The organism is Halomonas sp. HL-93 (assembly GCF_900086985.1).
GTDB lineage: Bacteria > Pseudomonadota > Gammaproteobacteria > Pseudomonadales > Halomonadaceae > Vreelandella.
Window position 1 is genome coordinate 3,178,130 of record NZ_LT593974.1, and the last position, 18,258, is coordinate 3,196,387.

The following is an 18,258-nucleotide window of genomic DNA, read 5'->3' on the forward strand; positions in this document are numbered from 1 at the left end:
AGGAGTTGAGCTATGAGCAATGCCGAGCTAAACGAGTTAAAAAAGAAATACGTCGCCGCCGGTGCCGCGAGCCCCGCCACCGCCTTTGCCGCACGCGCTGAAAATGCCGAGGTGTGGGACGCCGACGGCAATCGCTTTATCGATTTTGCCGGCGGCATTGGTGTACTTAACGTCGGCCACCGCCACCCCAAAGTGGTCGCCGCGGTTAAAGCCCAGCTCGACAAAGTGATGCACACCTGCCAAACGGTGATGCCCTATGAAGGCTATGTAAAAGTCGCCGAGAAACTGAGCCACATTGTGCCGGTGCGCGGCCACGCCAAGGTGATGCTGGCCAACTCGGGCGCCGAGGCGCTTGAAAACGCTGTCAAGATTGCCCGCGCCGCCACTGGGCGTTCAAACGTCATCTGCTTTGACGGTGGCTATCATGGCCGCACCTTCTATACCATGGCCATGAACGGCAAGGTCGCACCTTACCAAAACGACTTTGGCCCGATGCCGGGCACGGTATTCCGCGCGCCCTACCCAGTGCCGTATCACGGTGTGAGCGAAGACGAAGCCATCCGCGGTTTGAAAATGGCGCTGAAAACCGACGCCAACCCCAACGATACCGCGGCGATTATTCTAGAGCCGGTCCTTGGTGAAGGCGGTTTCTACCCAGCCCCCAAAAGCTTCCTCGAGAAAATCCGCGCCATCTGCGATGAGCACGGCATTCTGATGATCGTCGACGAAGTGCAGTCGGGCTTTGGCCGCACTGGCAAGATGTTTGCCATAGAGCACAGCGGCGTTGAGCCGGACATGATGACCATGGCCAAGAGCATGGCCGATGGCATGCCAATTTCTGCCATCGTGGGTACCGACAAGATCATGGACGCGTCTGGCCCCAACTCATTGGGCGGCACCTACACCGGCAGTCCGACCGCCTGTGCAGCCGCCCTTGCGGTGATGGAGGTATTCGAGGAAGAGAACATTCTCGAGAAAAGTCAGGCGCTAGGCGACAAATTGGCCACCCGCTTCAAGAACTGGCAAGGCAAGTTTGATTGCATCGATAACATCCGCAACATGGGGGCAATGGCCGCGTTTGAACTGGTATCCGACAAAGCCAACCATACGCCCAACCCGGAACTTGCTGCCAAGCTTTGCGGCAAAGCACGCGAAGAAGGGCTAATTCTGCTTTCCTGCGGCATGTACGGCAACACGATTCGCTTCCTGATGCCGGTCACCATCGAAGACGACGTGCTCAATGAAGGACTGGACATTATCGAGTCCTGCCTGGATTCGCTGGTGTAATAAATCGTTAGCCAGCCACGAACCAAAACGCCGCCCAAATGAGGCGGCGTTTTTTGTGCTTTCATTAACGTGGCCGGCGGTCGCCTTCCAGGTAATTCACCGAAAACACCGCTTTGCCGTGGGTCTCAAACGACCACTTCATGACATCGCTCAGCGCTGCCATTACCTCATCGAATTCGCCAAATACCTGCGTGCTCATGCGGTTAGGGTGTACTTCCAGGCCTGTGGCTTCCAAACGTTTTACCACCTCTTTCACCGCTGGTTTGAAATCATCGGCCAGCGGGTAATAACTAAGCTGTACGGAAAGGTACATAACGCCTCCTTACGCTGTCTGTGAGGTTGTGCTGCGTGGCGCCATTCGCTGCCAGGCAGCCAGAATCGCGCCCCGGGTTTCGTCGGGGTGCTCCATGGGGAACATGTGCGTGCCGGGAACGCTGCTCACCTCAACGCCGTGGCGCTTCAAGCGCTGAATGCGCGACGCCGTCAACAAATGTGACTCCTCCCCCGCCACGACCTCTAACGGCACGCCTAACCGACGCGGCAAACGGGTTAAGTGATCGGGCAAATGACGGAAAATCTCCACCTCGATCCGCGGGTCAAACGTAAGCTCAGCGCTACCGTCTGACAAGACCTTTGTTCCTGCTTCAATGTAGTCGTTGAGCGCCTCAGGGGTAAAGCGACGAAACAACCCGCGGCGTTGCAGCGTGTTGGCCATTGCCTCTCGGCTCGGCCAAATGGTCCGCCGCCCAAGGGTTTTACCGGCAGGCGTCACTCGGTCGACAAAACCAAAACGCTTAGCGGCCTTCATCGCCCAGGCATCACGCCCCAGCATCAGCGGCGGGTCGAGCATAATCACGCCACAGAAGCGCTCGGGCTGTTTATCGGCGGCCATGGCCATCAAGGTCCCACCCAGTGAATGCCCAACGCCCAATAGCGGCGTGTCGCTCTCGGGCAAATAGCTCAGCAGCTCATCCACCAGGTTGCCCCAGTTGTGGTTAACGGGGTAATCCGGATGGTGGCCCAGACGATCCAGCGGATGCAGATCAAAGGACTCGGCCAGTGGCGCCAGCAAGCTGCGATAGCTTAACCCTGGAAAACCATTGGCATGGGCAAACACTAAACGTGGGCGTGATGCGGTATCAGCAGACATAGCGGGGCTCGTGGTTAAGTCGATAATTCAGCGATGACGAAGCCATCTATCATACATCTGTTTTAATGCACGCCTGAAAAAGCGTCAATCAACATCCGTCTTAACCGGCTAATTAAAATAGCGACAGTTGCTGTTCCTGGCTGTTTTCCGCCAGCCGGTAACCCACGCCCAACAGGCGCACGGGTCGCTCACCCCGCGCCCAGCCGACGTTCAGCAGCGTTTCGAACTGGGCAAGATTCGGGGCGGGGTCGGCGTGTTCCACGGTGGTCTGGGTGAAGTCGTTAAACTTCACTTTGACGATGAGCCCACGCACTGCCAGGGGCGGATCAAGCCTTGCGTAGCGGCGCTCAAGATCTTCAATCAAGGCTGGCAACTCACGGCGACAGGCCTCAAGGCTAGGCAAATCCTGGGCGTAGGTTTGCTCGGTGCTAACTGATTTACGCTCGCGGTGGGTTTTCACCGGGCGCTCATCGCGCCCCCAGCTAAGTTCATGCAGCCGCCGCCCGAAACGGCCAAAGTGCTCGACTAGCTCCGTGAGCGAGCGGGCACGCAAATCGGTGCAGGTATGAATATTAAGCCCTGCCATTTTCTCCGCCGTACGCGGGCCAACGCCGTGAATCTTTTTCACCGGCAACTGTTGCACGAAAGTATCCACCTCATCCGGCGTGATGACACACAGACCGTCGGGCTTGTTCCAGTCGCTGGCGATTTTGGCCAGAAACTTATTAGGCGCGACCCCCGCCGAGACGGTAATACCTATCTCGCGGCTGACCCGCTCACGGATCGCTTCGGCCATTAGCGTCGCGCTGCCGTGATGCAGCGTCACCTCTGAGACATCCAGAAACGCCTCATCCAGGGAGAGCGGCTCGATAAGCTCTGTCACCTCGCGGTAGATGGCAAATACCTGCCGGGCCACCGCTTTGTATTTGGCCATATCGCCACGAATCAACGTCAAATGCGGGCAGCGTTTGAGCGCCTGAGCCATGGGCATCGCCGAGTGAATGCCGAACTCACGAGCGGGATAGTTGCAGGTGGCGACCACCCCACGCTGCTCGACACTGCCGCCTATCGCAATAGGAATATCGCGTAACGCCGGGTTATCGCGCATCTCCACCGCAGCGTAAAAACAGTCACAGTCGCAGTGAATGATCTTGCGCACTGGCCACCTTTATACACTGTAAAAAACCACAGCTTATCACAGCATCATGTACCGCAGAACGTTCGCAGCACCTGCTCGTTTTCTGTTGCCGGTGCCGCTAAACGGCGCGCTTCAACAGAATCATCAAACGGTCGGGTTACGACCGCCAGCAGCGTATGGAATGGCGCAAAGTCGCCCTCGTAAGCGGCATTGATGGCTTCTTGAACGCGGTGGTTGCGGGGTATCACGATCGGGTTGGTGCGCTGCATAGCGGTCAGGCGGTCGGCGTTTTGGCTGGCCACCTGCGCCGCTTGCCACTGGCTTAACCACTCGCCTAGCCCATCGGGGTTTTCCGTTAGCGCCAAAAGCGCCTCATGGTGATTGTCACCCGAGGACGCCGCATATTGGGTCAGCGCGTCAAAGGTGGCGGTCATGTCCATCCGGCCCTGGTGCATCTGGCTTTCCAGCCCTTCCATCAAGGTCTCGGCTTGATCGCTTCCAGCATCAAGGCCGAGCTTGTCCGCATGCAGCTGGCGCTGTTGCGCACTGAACAACGTATCGAAATAGCGGATGGCATCGGTGGCTTTTTCGACCAGCGCGTCACCCTCCCCCTGGATCAACGGCAGCAGCGTTTCGGCAAAGCGCGCCAGGTTCCACTGGGCAATTGCCGGTTGATTGGCAAATGCATAGCGGCGGCCTTGGTCGATGGAGCTATACACCTTTTGCGGATCGAACTGCTCCATAAAGGCGCAGGGGCCATAGTCGATGGTTTCCCCGGCAATGCTGCAGTTATCGGTATTCATCACCCCATGAATAAAGCCGACGCTCAGCCAGCGGGCAATCAATTCCGCCTGGCGAGCGACCACGGCTTCCAGCAGCGCGAGGTAAGGATCCTCCGCCGAGGCAGCATCCGGGTAGTGGCGTTCAATCACATGATCAGCGAGGGCCTTTAGCGCCGCTTCATCCTGGCGGGCGGCGATAAATTGAAACGTCCCCACCCGGATATGGCTGCTGGCGACCCGGGTGAACACCGCGCCGGGCTCGGGCAACTGGCGCACTACACGCTCGCCGGTGGTGACCGCCGCCAACGCACGGGTGGTGGGGATACCCACGGCGGCCATGTATTCGCTAACCAGGTATTCACGCAGCACTGGCCCCAAGGGCGAGCGTCCATCGCCGCCGCGGGAAAACGGCGTACGTCCGCTGCCTTTTAGCTGCACATCGCGGCGTTTGCCGTGCTGGTCGACGACTTCACCAAGCAGCAGCGCCCGGCCATCACCCAGTTGGGGCACAAAGTTGCCGAACTGGTGGCCCGCGTACCCCAGGGCTCCCGGCTTGGCACCGGGCAGTAATTGGTTACCGCTGAACCATTCGGCAAGCGTGGTGGCCTCTGGGATGTCCTGGGCGCCCAGCTCGTGGGCGAGCGGCGCGTTAAAGGCAACCAGCTCAGGGCGCTCAACCGGCGTTGCCTGGCTGGCGACCCAGAGAGGTTCTGGTAAGGTGGCGTAGCGATGTTCAAATGACAGCACGACTAACTCCGCGTCTATTGGCTGTGGACTGCTAATACCCTAGCATTTTACTCAAGTAAACGCCGAGACAAAGCTTCCCAAGCAAACCAGGTGTTGCACTTGATCCAGGAAGCGTGTCCATTGCTTACCGGGGATAATAATCTGCGCGCCCTTGCTGGGCTTGAGGGTGTTGATATAAGAGGCACACTAGCGCTCACGCAGACAGCGTACCGCCTCCTCCAGCACCGGCGTTAACGGCGCACGCCACTGGTGGGTGAGCAGCGCGTCGGCGCGGGTGACGCCTAACGACAGCGACGCCACCGGCAAGCCCATGGCATGGGCCTCGCGGCAAAATCGATAACCCGAATAGACCATCAACGAGGTTCCCACGGCCAGCACCGCCTCGGCGCTTTGCAAGCCTGCCTGAGCGGCGAGCCGTCTTGCTGGGGGAACAACGTCGCCGTAATACACCACGTCCGGCTTGAGGATGCCGTCGCACCGCGGGCAGTCGAATATCTTGAAAGATGAAAAATCGGCTTCCAGGTCGGCGTCACCATCCGGGGCATGGCCCGCATCCAGGGCGGCAAAACGTGGGTTCAGCTGCGCCATTTCGCTGTGCATGGCGTGGCGCATCATGTGATATCCGCAGTCCATACAGCTGACCGTATCGGCCCGGCCGTGCAGGTCGATCACTCGTTTAGACCCCGCCCGCTGATGCAGGCGGTCCACGTTTTGGGTAACCAATAGCTGTACGTAGCCCATGCTCTCAAGCGCCGCTAGCGCCCGATGGGCACCGCTGATCTGCGCCTCGCGCAGCGCCTTAAAGCCCACCAGCGCCCGCGCCCAGTAGCGCTTGCGCACCGCATGAGACGCCATGAAGTCGCCGTGCTGCACAGGGGGCGAGCGTTTCCACTGGCCTTGTGCATCGCGATAGTCGGGGATACCGCTGTCGGTGCTGACGCCCGCGCCGGTGAGTATCCAAAGCTTTGGGTAGCGCGTAATGAAAGCGGCCAGTTCCTCGCCTGCCTGGGCTACGCTATTGGTAATTTCCACTGCCTGCGTCAAATGTTCACCTCTAGGCAATTTCGCTCTCGCTAGACGATACTGTATGACAACGACGGCGCCTACTATGTGCCAGGCATTTTATCCGAGGAGCAACGTATGCAAGAGTCTAATCAAGGGACGATGCAGCATCATCATGATGTGATTATTGTCGGCGGCGGCATGGTCGGGGCCGCGTTGGCGGCCCGCCTGGGCAATGCAGGCAAATCGGTCGGGCTCGTTGAGCAAGGCGATGCACCAGCAAAGCCCGAAGGCGACTACGACCTGCGCATCTCATCGCTCAATGCGCGATCATTGGCGTTTATCAACGCCAGCGGCACGCAACTGCCCGAAGAGCGCAGTTGCCCCTTCCGGCATATCGATGTGGCCAATCAGGATGGCACCGGCCATTCGCTGTTTTCCGCGGCCGACAGTGGCATGGACGACTTCGGTATTTTCGTTGAAAACCGCACGCTGCAGTACGCGCTTTGGCAGCGCTTGGCCGAGCTCCCCGGCGTCACCTGCTATACCCAGTGCGCACCGCTGAGCACCCTGGCCACGGGCAATGCGCGCATGCTTGAGCTGGATAACGGCCAGACGCTAACCGCCGCGCTGATCGTCGGCGCCGACGGCGCAAGCTCCACGTTACGCGAGCTAGCCAGCATTGGCGTGACTCATTACGACTACCATCAGCGGGCGATGATCATTAACGTGGAAACCGAACTGCCCCAGCAGGACGTAAGCTGGCAGGTGTTTACCCCCACCGGCCCGCTGGCCATGCTACCGTTGCCCGGGCAGCGGGCGTCGCTTGTGTGGTACGACAACGACGAGGCCACCAAAGCGCGGGAGCTGCTGGACGATGAGGCGCTCAAAACAGCCATTGAAGACGCCTTCCCCGAACGACTGGGCAAGCTTACCCGCGTCGTGGCACGCGCCAGCTTCCCCATCAAGCGCCAGCACGCCAAACGCTATATCGGTAAACGTCTGGCGCTGATTGGCGACGCCGCCCACGTGGTGCACCCGCTGGCGGGGCAGGGGCTGAACATCGGCCTGCACGACGCCGACACTCTGGCCGAGATTATCATCCAAGGCCGCGACCCCGGCGACTACCTCAACCTGCTGCGCTTTGAGTGCCAGCGCCGCGCAGCTAACCAAGCGATGATCGCCGCCACCGACAGCTTCCACCACCTGTTTACCGGCGCCAAACCGCTACGCCAGTTGGGCGATCTCAGCCTGCATATCGCCGAACGCATTCCGTTCGCCAAACGCATGATGATGCAGCAGGCGAATGGGCTGAACCCGTTTAAACGGCGCTAGATGTGATATGAGCAACGATGTTTCGCTGATGACCAAGCCCAGCGGTTCAGCTTGGCCTCATCACATGAAGTAGCCCAGACTGAAAAAGCGCCTGCCCCGTTGCATGCCTTTATGCTTTCAGGTGGTTATCCAGAAACTCACGAATCACCGGGATAATCACATCGCCATGGGTCTCCAGGGCAAAGTGCCCCGTGTCGTAAAAGCGAATATCCGCCTGAGGAATATCCCGCTTCCAGGCTTCAGCACCCGGCGGCAGAAAGAACGGATCATGCTTGCCCCACACGGCGAGCAACGGAGGCTGATGCGCCCGAAAATAGGCCTGAAATTCGGGATACTTGGCCACGTTGGTGGCGTAGTCCAATAATAAATCGAGCTGAATATCCGCCATCCCAGGCTGAGAGATCTTCGCCCCTTCCAACGTATAGGCATCCGGTGCTACAGCACTTGTGTCGCTTACTCCCTCCACGTACTGCCATTTGATGGACGCCGGCGTCGGAAAGTCGCTAAGCGCATCACGATTCGTCTTTGAAGGGTCGTTCCAATACGTCTGAATAGGCGCCCAGCCTTGCGAAAGCCCCTCCTCATACGTATTGCCGTTTTGCGAAATGATCGCGGTGATTTTTGACGGGTGAGCCAGCGCCAAACGCCAGCCAACAGGTGCACCATAGTCGTGAACGGCAATGGCGTAGCGATCAAGCCCCAATTGCTCAGTAAATTGATCGGTCGTCTTCGTCAGGTTGGCAAAGGTGTAGTCATACTCACCACGCGCCGGTGATTGGGTAAAGCCAAACGCCGGCAAATCCGGTGCCACGACGTGATAGCCATCGGCAAGCGCCTCAATCACATCGCGCCACATATATGACGAGGCAGCAAAGCCGTGCAGCAGCAGCACCGTCGGTGCGTTCGGATCACCCGCTTCACGATAGAAAACGTCCACATCGCCCACTTTCTCGAAACGATAGCGAACCTGCCGCGTGGTTGATCCAGAAGCCAGAGCTGTATTTTCAGATGTCATCGACAATCTCCTTAGTAACCATTAATAAACACTTTTGAAGGTTACGAATAACTGTAGTAACCTGTCAAGTATATTTTTAAAGGTTACCCAACATGTCATCTAAAATTTCGCCTCCGTTTATCGCAAGCAATCTCGCTCTCGATTTCATCAACACACAATTTGGCATGGGGGAAGAACGCCAGGAATGCCTGGATGAAGACAGCAGCGTCGTTGCATGGCTTCAACAGGCGGGAGCACTAACGAACGGTTGTGAAACGCCACCGGCGGGGTTAGCCCAACTGGCTCGGGAATTGCGCGACAACATGCGCGATCTCCTCATCTCGGCCCAACAGGGACGGGCCGCAGACCCCACATTGATGAATCGCGTACTGGAACGGGGTTGCCACTTAGAGAAAATTGAATGGCAGCCAACAGAGGCGGTGTTTCAGAAAAAAATCGAAAAGCGCAACATGGAAAGCGAGAGCCTGTTACAGCCTGTCGCAGCGTCGTTGGTGCAGTTGCTTACCGAGGAAGACCTGCAACTCGTCAAACAGTGTGAAGCCTCGGACTGCGTTCTACTGTTTCACGATCAAACAAAATCTCACCGTCGCCGTTGGTGCAGCATGGCCGCTTGCGGCAACAGGATGAAAGCGGCCGCACACCGTGCCAGGAAAAAAACGGGGTAGTAAGCTTTAGGTGATATCCATTAGGTGACACTCGACATGATCAAAATAGCGTTAGCTCTGAGCACCCTGATACTGATCAGCGGTTGTGCTCACGATAGCAATACCGAAACCTCCGACGTGACCGAGTCAGGCACAGCAACCGAACAAAGCGCGTCCCACCATCAGATGACCGATCAATGGGTCGGCCGATGGACTGGCGTAGAAGGGTTATTCCTGGAAATCAGCAAGGACGAGTCGGCAGGCGCAGGTCATTATCGACTTCACATGCGCTACGGCCTGGATGCTGACCAAATCGGCACCTTCGAAGGGCAAGCAACAGCCGAAGGCATTCGCTTCAACCGTGGGGACGGCCCACAGTTGCTCCGCGCGGGTGACGGCGAAGCCACCGGCATGAAGTGGCTAATGGAAAAGGAAGATTGCCTGATAGTCAGAACAGGTGAAGGCTATTGCCGAGACTGATCTGCCCGATGGTCTTTCAATGAGCGGCGCGATGTAATCAGCTATTCGCCTGCCACTTCAGAAAAGTGGCCCGCTTTATCCAGTGTGAATTCGTTCAAGAGGCGCTGAAGCACGTCGGTTGGGAGTGTTGGCAACGGCAGTCGGTTTATTTAATCGCTCTGTGCGCTAGCCAACAGACCATCCGACGCCAGCCACCTACGCTGACGATAATGAGGTAATGGACCAACCTCAAAAGGAAGCCATATCGTGCGCAACACGGAAGGTAGCGCAACTGCGATTCGGGCTTATGAAAAGGAGTATTAAAAATGAACAACATCGTCTATATCATCGGGGCAATCGTTATTGTCGTAGCGATTCTTTCGTTTCTTGGTTTGCGCTAGCACGTCGCAAACATATAGTTTTTATAAAGATTTACCCAAAGCCTGCGGCTGTTAACCACTCGCAGGCGTTTACGTGCCCTGGCGTTATTCCACTTCAGTGACATCGCCTAACTTGCTTAGGGTGAGTTCGAGAAAATCCCGCGCTAAGTAAAGCGTCCCCGAATAGACGCTTTGGGCCTCCTTTCGGATATCCTCAATGGAAGGCGACGCATGGGGGTTGGGCTGGTAACGGGGGCTAAAGTGCGTCAGCACCAGGTTGGGGAGCTGTACCGATTCGGCAAACGCGGCGACCTGCTTGGCGTAGCTATGCCCGAAGTCACGCGCCTTTTCGTCCATGGTTTCAGTGTAGGTGGCTTCATGCACCAATACCTGCGCCCCCGCGCACGCCTCAGACAACAAGTCGGGCTGGTCATTGTCCCCGGCGATCACGACTTTTCTGGGCTTGTGTTTAGAAATCAGGAAGTCACTACTTTTTAACCGCTCGCCCGCAAATTCAATATCCGTCCCTTGCTTCAACTGCCCCCATAAAGGCCCTCTCGGAATCCCCTTTTGCGCTAGCTTATCCACATCCAGAGCAGACTCGACCTTTCTCTCCGTAAACCCATAGGCATAGGACGACGCCCGGTGTGAAAGCCTGTAGGTGGTAACCGTGATGCGCTCAAACTCGACGTTTGGCAGCTCATCGGAGACGACAAATTTCACATCGAAGGGTAACGATAGCTGGGTGGCCTCAAAGGTGGCATCCAGCCATGCTTTTATACCTGTGGGCGCCACAATGGTCAGCGGCGCTTCCCGGCCGCTCATGGCCGCACTCGCCAGTAGGCCCGGCAGCCCATAGCAGTGGTCGCCGTGCACATGGGTAATCAATATGGCTTTCAATGCATTCAGCGACAGCTTGGTGTTCAATACCTGATGCTGGGTCCCCTCACCGCAATCGATCAGGTACCAGCCCTTCCCCTTGCTCTCTCGCAACGCGACCCCGAAGACGTTTCTACTTTTGGTGGGTACGCCAGCGGAGGTGCCGAGGAATAGTAAATTCATATCGCGTCAGTGCTCTCTCTTATGTACTTCCTTTAGAGCTAAGGCATCGGATTGCCAGCCAGCTAAATTTAAACAGTAGTGCTTTTACGATGCTCATTAGGCATATATTCATGCAGTTAGGGCCTACCTGCATTCGGCAAGCTCGACTGCCGCCAATGGTTAGATGCTTATTTTCCTCACCCAATTTTGGCGTGTTGTAATACCGATCTGCTACGCGCCCTCCCCAGAATTACATACGAGATAGTGATCACGTTAGCCATCGACCAACCGCTTTAAAAACTCAGCTATTTTCCTAGTTCCGCCGGAAAGCCCCCGAAGGGTTGGCCGGACTAACCGCCGCCTATCATAGGCACTACGTTGATCTAGATTGGCAACTTTTGTCGTCGAATTAGCTATTTTCCCACCCACTACGGCAGCTAGAGCGATATACAACCACCACCGTTGGTATCGGTCCTGCTGATTGCTTGCGATTGCCGCGCTCGAATTTTCCTGACGAGCCCTAGAAACAACCAGTGTTGGAATGATGCATTCACTAGCGAGAGCAACCGAATGTGTGATCATATATTTATCTACTAACCCTTCCGGTGGATCAGGGAAAGAGGTGCAGAATGCAGATGGCACTTGTTGACAGACTCCAGACGGTCTAGCGTATCGCCGAATACCTTCGCCAAGTTCTTCGATAGGACAAACAGTGCGGTTATATTGTTCGATCTCATTACGGATTTCGATGATTTCTTTTTCTGACATCGACCTGCTATTACCAGCATAGATGTCAGCACTCTCAGTGGGGCCAAAGAGGTGAAAAGTGCCCGGACCATAGGCCGCGTATTCATTCAATGTTTGTTGCACATCAGAAGCCCATATACACGAAGGCGTTTCTGTCAGGCCTTCTGCCTTACAAACCTGATCGTAGCTCCGCACTTGATTCAATAAATACAAGCTCGCTTGTCGGCTTAGTCGATTTTCTTCGGCAAGGTTTGACGCATGGCGATTTCCAACAGAGTCTGCCACAAAAAATATCCCAGCAAAAAGCGCCGTTGCATACCAGAGATGATCATAGTAACCGCGAAATTTATCATTTAAATGGAGGGTGTCGTAGGCAATTACGGTTATGCACCATCCCGTTAACAGGCTAATAATCAAGAGAGGAACAAGTCCCAACGGGCTCCCTAGAGCACCACCTCCACCAATGTAAAAAGAATCAGGAAGGTAGTTTATTTGAGGCCACTGCCCAGCAAGGTTCAATAATCCAGGAAGAGCTAATACCGCAGAGATAGCGGCAACGCCCCGCCACCGAGCAATCACAAATCCTGCAGCTAAAAGCGCACCAATAAGGATAATCGAGCACATCAAAAGGAGGCCGAGAATCGGAGTTACTGCCTCTGCAGGGGACCAGTAACTTCCAACTATAACTCCATCATCATTTAGTTCTAAAAAGTTCGAAGATGCTAGGCCAATTCCCTCTAAAATCTGTTGAACGCTATATGCTGCACCGTAGAGAAATGCGATATAAGGAAATAAAAAAGACAAATCCGACTCCCAACTTATCTTGCTTCTAAAAGTAATCATACGAGTGGCTATATTACTTCCTGACATGACTACTACATTCAGACACAGTATCTCGTCACTCTTTTAGCCTCTCACTCACTAGGCCTCATTCTTTCAAAAGCAAGGATGCCACTACACCCAAGCCGCTTATAGCTAAGGGTAGAATTAACGCGAGTTGATAGCTCTGAAGGCTTGGAACGGTTTCTGGTTCAGCAGCAGAGACGCTATCAAGAATGATCCCAAAACCTGATTGCACCAAAGCTGCTGTCAGGAAGGCCCCCATGTTAACTAGAGCAGTCGCAAAACCAACATTCGCCAAGGCGACTGTCTCCTTGGTAGCTGCAAAGATAACACCGACCGGCCCGCCAGAGAGTCCTAAAAGTACAAACAGTGCCATTGCCGCCCAACCAGGCTCCCACTCTGCAAACGCCATAAGCGCCCATACCGCGACGGACAGCATAGCCGTCACAATAATGATGGGTTTCTTCGCCCCAATCCGGTCAGCGATCCACCCCCAAAATAAAGAACTCAAACCATACACCATTAAAGCAACGGTGGCATATTGTGCTGCTTGCGTTGATTGGATGCTGAACCCATCGGCCAATAGCGGTACAGCCCATAGTCCTAAAAACGCATACAAGGTTCCGTTGGTAGCCGCGACACAAACAAATAGTAACCATACCTGGCGCTCTCTAAAGACATATCGATTTCCGCGCAGTATTGGATGCACAGTCGTCTTGGCTTTCGAGTCGCGTATCCGCTTTGGTGCTGCGTCGTCTTTACAGAAAATAAGCAGACATGCAGTGGCCAATAAGGTTAAGGCTGCGAAGAAAAGGACGACCTCTCTCCAGTTGAACCAATGCAACAAATGCGCTGTTGGGGTCTGCGCTATTACGCTTCCTAGCGCAGCCAGGAGCATGGTTGTACCCATAACCAGGGAATGGCGCTCTGGGGAAAACCAAGTAGCGTTGTAACTCATCAGGGCGACAAATACAGCTGACAGGCCCAGCCCCAATAACGCTGACCCCACAAGCAAAACGACAAGATTGGGCGCAAAACCAAAGGAAAAAGCACCTATCGCCGTTACTGTACCGCCGATAATGCCACCCTTCCGTACCCCCACCGAGTCAGTAAAAATGCCAGCGGGCACCTGCATCAGCGTATAAATCCAGAAATGCATTGATGCCACAATGCCGAGCGTAGTGGCCGTTAAACTGAGCTCTTGCTGCATACTCCCTGAAAGGGTCGAAGGGGCAAAGCGGAAAAAAAATCCACTCATGAAAATACTAATGAGCAAGCACCAGCCTCCCCATTTAAGCCAGGTTATTGGAATCCGAAGGCGCCTCCCCATAACGGTACTTGTGCTATTCATACCCCGCCTCCAGGAGCCTTGTTTCGAGTAGCTCCGAAAAGTAGGCGGCCACCGGCTCAACTGGTGTGAAATGCCCTCGCACACGATTGCTCAATCCTTCTAGTTGGTATTCACAAATCTGGTCATCCTCAAGAATTACTTGATCGAGTCTTTCGAAATAGTGTGGTGCGATCTCGTTAAAGTCATGCCTCGCCAGGGTTTCATCATGAAACGCGTAACCAACATTGACGCTTGTGCGAGTAGCTGAGATCGGGGTCTTCTGAATCCACCACATAACTTCGGGTGCAGTTACAATGAAAAAACCTGGCAGTATGACGCAGAAGTGGGTGCCTTCTGCCGCTTCACCGATAACGCCACGGGGAGTTGGAAAGGCGAGGTTACGTTTTTCAGGAAATAATGCTGGAGAAAGAGAGTTCTGATGATAAACACCAAACCAGTTGCGATCATGTTCTACCGGCCTAACTGTTTGGCTACCAATCGAGCGACTGTGAATGAAGTTGGTATGAAGAGTCTCCATATCTACTTCAATATATAGCTTCCAATTGGTCGTTAATGCATAGGACTTTTCTTGAACACAATGCATTCTCTGAGTTTGGTGTGGTAGAGCTACCTTATCGATGTAGTTGCCTAGGTAGACCTCAAGCGGAATCTCGTTTTCTTCATTAAGATTGATGAATACAAAACCAGCTACAGCTTCACATTGAACTGGAACCAGATTTAGATTTAACTTTTTAAGATCACTTCTTTTCACACTCCCACCTAAGCCAGGAGCGCTCATCAAATTTCCGAATGTGTCGTAAGACCACTTGTGAAAAGGGCATCTAAAGTGCGCATTCTTTCCGCAACTTTCGCTCGTTAAAGGAGCCCCACGATGTCTACATGTGTTTAGAAAGGCTCTGATAATACCGTCTTCACTACGAACAACGATGACACTGCGTTCCAAAAACCGACGGCTTACAAAACTTCCAACGTTAGGGAGGGAAGTCGACAGGCAGGCAAAATGCCAGGCTGGAAAATGGATGGTTTGTAGTTCTCGTTCAAACCAGTGGTCATCGATATAGCATTCAGGGCGGAGCATTTTTGAGAGGTCTGCTTTATCGCATCCACCCTCAACGCTAGTGTGTAAGGAACTATTCGTCTCTGTCATATTTGTATCCACGTGTTTGTTTTCACAACAAGTGGTCTGAGCGTACAAAGCGATATGGGATAATTGGAAACGGAAATATTTGCTGAGGGGTATCAATTAATTCGATACTGGATCAGAGCCCTTTTTACATCACTCGATCGCCACTTCATCAACATGCATGGCGAATAAGACGATCCGACGGTAGGAGGTACCACAATGAAATGGAGCTTGGACCAGCTGCGCACATTTATCTATGTTGCAGATTTGGGCGGTTTTTCACGGGCAGGAGAGCGACTCTTTCTGGCCCAATCTACTGTCAGTTGGCAAGTTCAGCAGCTTGAACGCCAGATTGGCGTTCCACTGCTCTACCGCACCCCAAAGGGCGTTACCCTTACCGAAAAAGGCCATGCCTTCTACCTAAGGGCACAAAAAGTCATTACCGCAAACGATGAGGCTGAGCGATGGTTGGCGCAGAGTTTTGCTGATCGTCAGATCATTCGATTCGCTACCACAGACTGCTACGCGACTTGTCTGTTGCCAAGCCTACTTGAGCTTTGGAAATGTCAGTTCCCCAATGTTCAAGTAACATTGGATTGTAGCTTCAGCACTGATATCTGGAAGCGTTATAAAAACGGGGAATTCGATATTGCTCTGGCTCAGCATTGTCCTTCTGACATCGATGCAGAGCCTATTCGAGTTGAACCATTGGAGTGGGTATGCGCCAGAAGTTCGCTCGTATGGAAACAGAGTACGCTACCTGTCGCTTTATTCGAGTACGGCTGCCCTGACAGAGAATTCATCCTAAATGCACTCAAAGGCGCAGGCCGTGAGTATAGAGTTGAGTTCGAAACCTACAGCTATGGAGGGCTTGTGGCAGCAGTGGAAAGCGGCGCTGTCGTTTCGACGCTGCCCAAATCAACGATACCGCCCACCCTCAGGCGCCTTGATAGCCAGCATTCTCTCCCGCGGCTGCCCTCTTTAAACGTAAATTTAGCAAGCCCCAAAAAAAGTAGTGACCACATATGCAGCCAACTGTATGACGCTGTTGTACTGCACTTGGCCGAACACGAGCAGAGTTTAGCAACAATAGGCGAGAAGTTACTCCAATAAGCACTGGCTCTCCCTTCTAAGAGCTATTTACGAGACTAACGTCAACCCATTTTCAGTAGCCGCGTTTTCGCAAGGATGGTCGAAACACAACCAACCTATTCGCCCACCACCTTAGAAAAGCGGCCCGTTTTATCCAGGGTGTATCCGCCAAAATCCTGCGCCAAGTAAAGCGAGCACGAATAGACACTCTGGGCCTCTTGGCGGATCTCCTCAATGGAAGGCAAGGGGGTACGGCTGGTAACGGGGGCTGAAGTGCGTCAGCACCAGACTGGGAAGCTGCACCGAATCGGTAAACGCGGCGCAATTACAGCTGACAATATTTAACGTTTTAGTTGCTTGAATGCGCACTGCCATGCGCATATGCTATTTATACGCTTATGACAGTCACAGGGGGCTGCAATGGCCGCGCTATATAACACCGCAGCACCGAAAAAAGCCGCTAATTTGTCAGTTAACAGCGACTTGCTTCAAAAATCTCGCGCTTTGAACATTAACCTCTCTGCCACACTAGAACGAGCATTGAGAGAAGAGTTGGCAAAATGCGAGGCTTCCCAGTGGGTTGAAGAAAATCGAGCTGCGATCACAAGCTACAACGAATTTGTAGAGCAGCATGGCTGCTTCGGTGACGAATTCAGGGAGTTTTGATGGCACAGTTCGATGTTTACCCTAACCCCAGCAAGACCAGCAGAGCGTACTACCCTTACCTTGTCGATATTCAGAGCAGCCTACTGAGCGAACTGACAACTCGCATCGTCATCCCTTTGGGGAAACGCTCCGCATTGGGTGGCAACGCCATGCAAGGGCTCACGCCAGAAATCAGCTTTGCAGACCAGGAGCTTCTATTGTTGACCCCACAAATTTCCTCTGTTTCTGAAAAGCATCTCAAAAACCCGGTGGGTTCTTTATCGCATTTCAGAGACCAGATTGTTGGCGCCTTGGACATGGCCATCACTGGCATTTAACGCCCGCAATAACGGCGTTAGGAACGAGCGTCCGGCGACCGCAGAGAACAAATAATTGCTTTGCTAGCTCATTCACGACGCGCTAGCAAAAGCCCAATACCAGCGCTACCCAGCAGGCCCGCGCAAACCCGGTTGAACACACGACGCATCGAAGGTCGAGAGAACCAATGACGCAATACTTGCCCAACAAATGCATACCCGGCTATCGCTATCCATTCAAGCACCAAAAACAGGATACCTAGCACCAGGAACTGAAATCCGACAGAACCGGCAGGGTCGACAAACTGAGGCAGGAAAGCGGTAAAAATCAAAATAGCCTTAGGGTTACCGGCCGCCAGAAGAAACTCTTGCCTCCCCAATTGGAGCAAGCTTCTACCTCCAAGGGCTTCATTTTCATTGTCAGAAGGGTCTGCAGTCCACAATTGAAAAGCAATCCAAAGCAGATAAAGGCCTCCGACAACCTTTATGATGAGAAATAACTTTTCAGATGTGTACAGCACGGTGGCAAGCCCCGTCGCCGCAAGCGTAATCATGCCCACGAAGGCAACCAGCCGACCGATACCAGCATAGCAAGCAGTTCTGACGCCGTACCGCTTCGCGTTAGCCATTGACAGCAGATTATTGGGCCCAGGCGCCATGTTCAGAGCAAAGCACGCTGGTATGAATAATAAGATAGTCATTAGCGACACAGCTAATTCCCCTTTTTAAACGCCCGCAGCACCGGGCAATTTGGAGCGCTAGCGAACAGTTGCTCCGCATGATGGCGCTTGTTAAACGGCTCAAGTCACTACGGTAGATTGGTGATGCAGCATTTGCCAGCGACCATCTTGCTTTACCCACACAGAGCTTCGATAGGCTATTTCCCGAGCTGATTTTATCGACCGATACGTAACCAAAATGTGCTCATTTCCCAATGATTTGAACTTGAAACCACTGAGCTGATAGGTGGTTGTGCTCGGAGTATTGGCGTTGTCTAGTACGTCCCTCTTATGGATAACCACTCCAGAGCTACCGAACTCAAGAAACTCATCAGAGAGTAACTCCTGCAGACGAGCAGCATCCTTTCGGGTGCCAGGATCAACCAACTCCATTTCTAAAGATTCAATTTCTTTGAAAACGTCCATTTCTGATTCCATTTA

19 protein-coding genes and 1 pseudogene are annotated in these 18,258 nt (G+C 53.9%); 7 read left to right on the forward strand and 13 right to left on the reverse strand.

Going from position 1 to position 18,258, the window contains the following annotated elements; genetic code table 11:
• The first annotated feature begins 12 nt into the window (after window positions 1-12).
• On the forward strand, window positions 13-1,287 hold the full coding sequence (gene gabT, locus GA0071314_RS14705; protein WP_074397342.1) for a 4-aminobutyrate--2-oxoglutarate transaminase: 1,275 nt from the start codon (window positions 13-15) through the stop codon (window positions 1,285-1,287).
• A gap of 64 nt (window positions 1,288-1,351) precedes the next feature.
• Here the strand turns inward: gabT and GA0071314_RS14710 are convergent, their stop codons facing one another.
• From GA0071314_RS14710 to GA0071314_RS14730, 5 genes are all read right to left on the reverse strand, one after another.
• A complete protein-coding gene (locus GA0071314_RS14710; protein ID WP_074397343.1) occupies window positions 1,352-1,600 on the reverse strand; it encodes a YkoF family thiamine/hydroxymethylpyrimidine-binding protein in 249 nt (82 codons plus the stop codon).
• Window positions 1,601-1,609: 9 nt separating this feature from the next.
• Window positions 1,610-2,437, reverse strand: a complete 828-nt coding sequence (locus GA0071314_RS14715) for an alpha/beta fold hydrolase (protein WP_074397344.1) — start codon at window positions 2,435-2,437, stop codon at window positions 1,610-1,612.
• A gap of 112 nt (window positions 2,438-2,549) precedes the next feature.
• Entirely contained in the window at window positions 2,550-3,596 is a 1,047-nt protein-coding gene (dinB, locus tag GA0071314_RS14720; protein WP_074397345.1) for a DNA polymerase IV, read from the reverse strand.
• A gap of 44 nt (window positions 3,597-3,640) precedes the next feature.
• On the reverse strand, window positions 3,641-5,104 hold the full coding sequence (locus GA0071314_RS14725) for a protein adenylyltransferase SelO (protein ID WP_082934269.1): 1,464 nt from the start codon (window positions 5,102-5,104) through the stop codon (window positions 3,641-3,643).
• Between the two features lie 186 nt (window positions 5,105-5,290).
• Complete coding sequence (locus GA0071314_RS14730) at window positions 5,291-6,148, reverse strand: NAD-dependent protein deacetylase (protein WP_074397347.1); 858 nt, start codon at window positions 6,146-6,148, stop codon at window positions 5,291-5,293.
• A 120-nt stretch (window positions 6,149-6,268) separates the two neighbouring features.
• Between GA0071314_RS14730 and GA0071314_RS14735 the strand changes: the two genes are divergently transcribed.
• Window positions 6,269-7,441 (forward strand): UbiH/UbiF/VisC/COQ6 family ubiquinone biosynthesis hydroxylase, encoded by a 1,173-nt coding sequence (locus GA0071314_RS14735; protein WP_074398548.1) that lies wholly within the window; start codon window positions 6,269-6,271, stop codon window positions 7,439-7,441.
• Window positions 7,442-7,550: 109 nt separating this feature from the next.
• On the opposite strand, the gene GA0071314_RS14740 is transcribed toward GA0071314_RS14735, so the two are convergent.
• Window positions 7,551-8,456, reverse strand: a complete 906-nt coding sequence (locus GA0071314_RS14740) for an alpha/beta fold hydrolase (RefSeq protein WP_074397348.1) — start codon at window positions 8,454-8,456, stop codon at window positions 7,551-7,553.
• A gap of 92 nt (window positions 8,457-8,548) precedes the next feature.
• Between GA0071314_RS14740 and GA0071314_RS14745 the strand changes: the two genes are divergently transcribed.
• Both GA0071314_RS14745 and GA0071314_RS14750 read left to right on the forward strand, forming a co-directional pair.
• Window positions 8,549-9,121: a CGNR zinc finger domain-containing protein gene (locus GA0071314_RS14745; RefSeq protein WP_074397349.1), complete on the forward strand. Its 573-nt coding sequence runs from the start codon at window positions 8,549-8,551 to the stop codon at window positions 9,119-9,121.
• A gap of 36 nt (window positions 9,122-9,157) precedes the next feature.
• Window positions 9,158-9,580, forward strand: a complete 423-nt coding sequence (locus GA0071314_RS14750) for a hypothetical protein (protein ID WP_074397350.1) — start codon at window positions 9,158-9,160, stop codon at window positions 9,578-9,580.
• A gap of 464 nt (window positions 9,581-10,044) precedes the next feature.
• Here the strand turns inward: GA0071314_RS14750 and GA0071314_RS14755 are convergent, their stop codons facing one another.
• From GA0071314_RS14755 to GA0071314_RS20000, 5 genes and pseudogenes are all read right to left on the reverse strand, one after another.
• On the reverse strand, window positions 10,045-11,001 hold the full coding sequence (locus GA0071314_RS14755; protein ID WP_074397351.1) for a ribonuclease Z: 957 nt from the start codon (window positions 10,999-11,001) through the stop codon (window positions 10,045-10,047).
• A gap of 252 nt (window positions 11,002-11,253) precedes the next feature.
• Window positions 11,254-12,531, reverse strand: a complete 1,278-nt coding sequence (locus tag GA0071314_RS14760) for a hypothetical protein (RefSeq protein WP_156524125.1) — start codon at window positions 12,529-12,531, stop codon at window positions 11,254-11,256.
• A gap of 124 nt (window positions 12,532-12,655) precedes the next feature.
• Window positions 12,656-13,846 carry an MFS transporter gene (locus GA0071314_RS14765; RefSeq protein ID WP_172822108.1) on the reverse strand — a complete coding sequence of 397 codons (1,191 nt, stop codon included), beginning with the start codon at window positions 13,844-13,846 and terminating at the stop codon, window positions 12,656-12,658.
• Between the two features lie 67 nt (window positions 13,847-13,913).
• Complete coding sequence (locus GA0071314_RS14770) at window positions 13,914-14,672, reverse strand: SRPBCC family protein (protein WP_231896466.1); 759 nt, start codon at window positions 14,670-14,672, stop codon at window positions 13,914-13,916.
• A 21-nt stretch (window positions 14,673-14,693) separates the two neighbouring features.
• Window positions 14,694-15,068: pseudogene (locus GA0071314_RS20000) on the reverse strand (aromatic ring-hydroxylating oxygenase subunit alpha); the annotation flags it as partial.
• A 195-nt stretch (window positions 15,069-15,263) separates the two neighbouring features.
• Between GA0071314_RS20000 and GA0071314_RS14775 the strand changes: the two are divergent.
• From GA0071314_RS14775 to GA0071314_RS14785, 3 genes are all read left to right on the forward strand, one after another.
• Window positions 15,264-16,157 (forward strand): LysR family transcriptional regulator, encoded by an 894-nt coding sequence (locus GA0071314_RS14775; protein ID WP_074397355.1) that lies wholly within the window; start codon window positions 15,264-15,266, stop codon window positions 16,155-16,157.
• Window positions 16,158-16,556: 399 nt separating this feature from the next.
• Window positions 16,557-16,802: a type II toxin-antitoxin system CcdA family antitoxin gene (locus GA0071314_RS14780; protein ID WP_074397356.1), complete on the forward strand. Its 246-nt coding sequence runs from the start codon at window positions 16,557-16,559 to the stop codon at window positions 16,800-16,802.
• Window positions 16,802-17,119 carry a CcdB family protein gene (locus GA0071314_RS14785; protein WP_074397357.1) on the forward strand — a complete coding sequence of 106 codons (318 nt, stop codon included), beginning with the start codon at window positions 16,802-16,804 and terminating at the stop codon, window positions 17,117-17,119. Before GA0071314_RS14780 ends, GA0071314_RS14785 begins: the two co-directional genes overlap by 1 nt.
• A gap of 68 nt (window positions 17,120-17,187) precedes the next feature.
• On the opposite strand, the gene GA0071314_RS14790 is transcribed toward GA0071314_RS14785, so the two are convergent.
• Both GA0071314_RS14790 and GA0071314_RS14795 read right to left on the reverse strand, forming a co-directional pair.
• Window positions 17,188-17,808: a LysE family translocator gene (locus GA0071314_RS14790; protein WP_074397358.1), complete on the reverse strand. Its 621-nt coding sequence runs from the start codon at window positions 17,806-17,808 to the stop codon at window positions 17,188-17,190.
• A 90-nt stretch (window positions 17,809-17,898) separates the two neighbouring features.
• Entirely contained in the window at window positions 17,899-18,243 is a 345-nt protein-coding gene (locus tag GA0071314_RS14795) for a nuclear transport factor 2 family protein (RefSeq protein ID WP_172822109.1), read from the reverse strand.
• Window positions 18,244-18,258 lie beyond the last annotated feature (15 nt).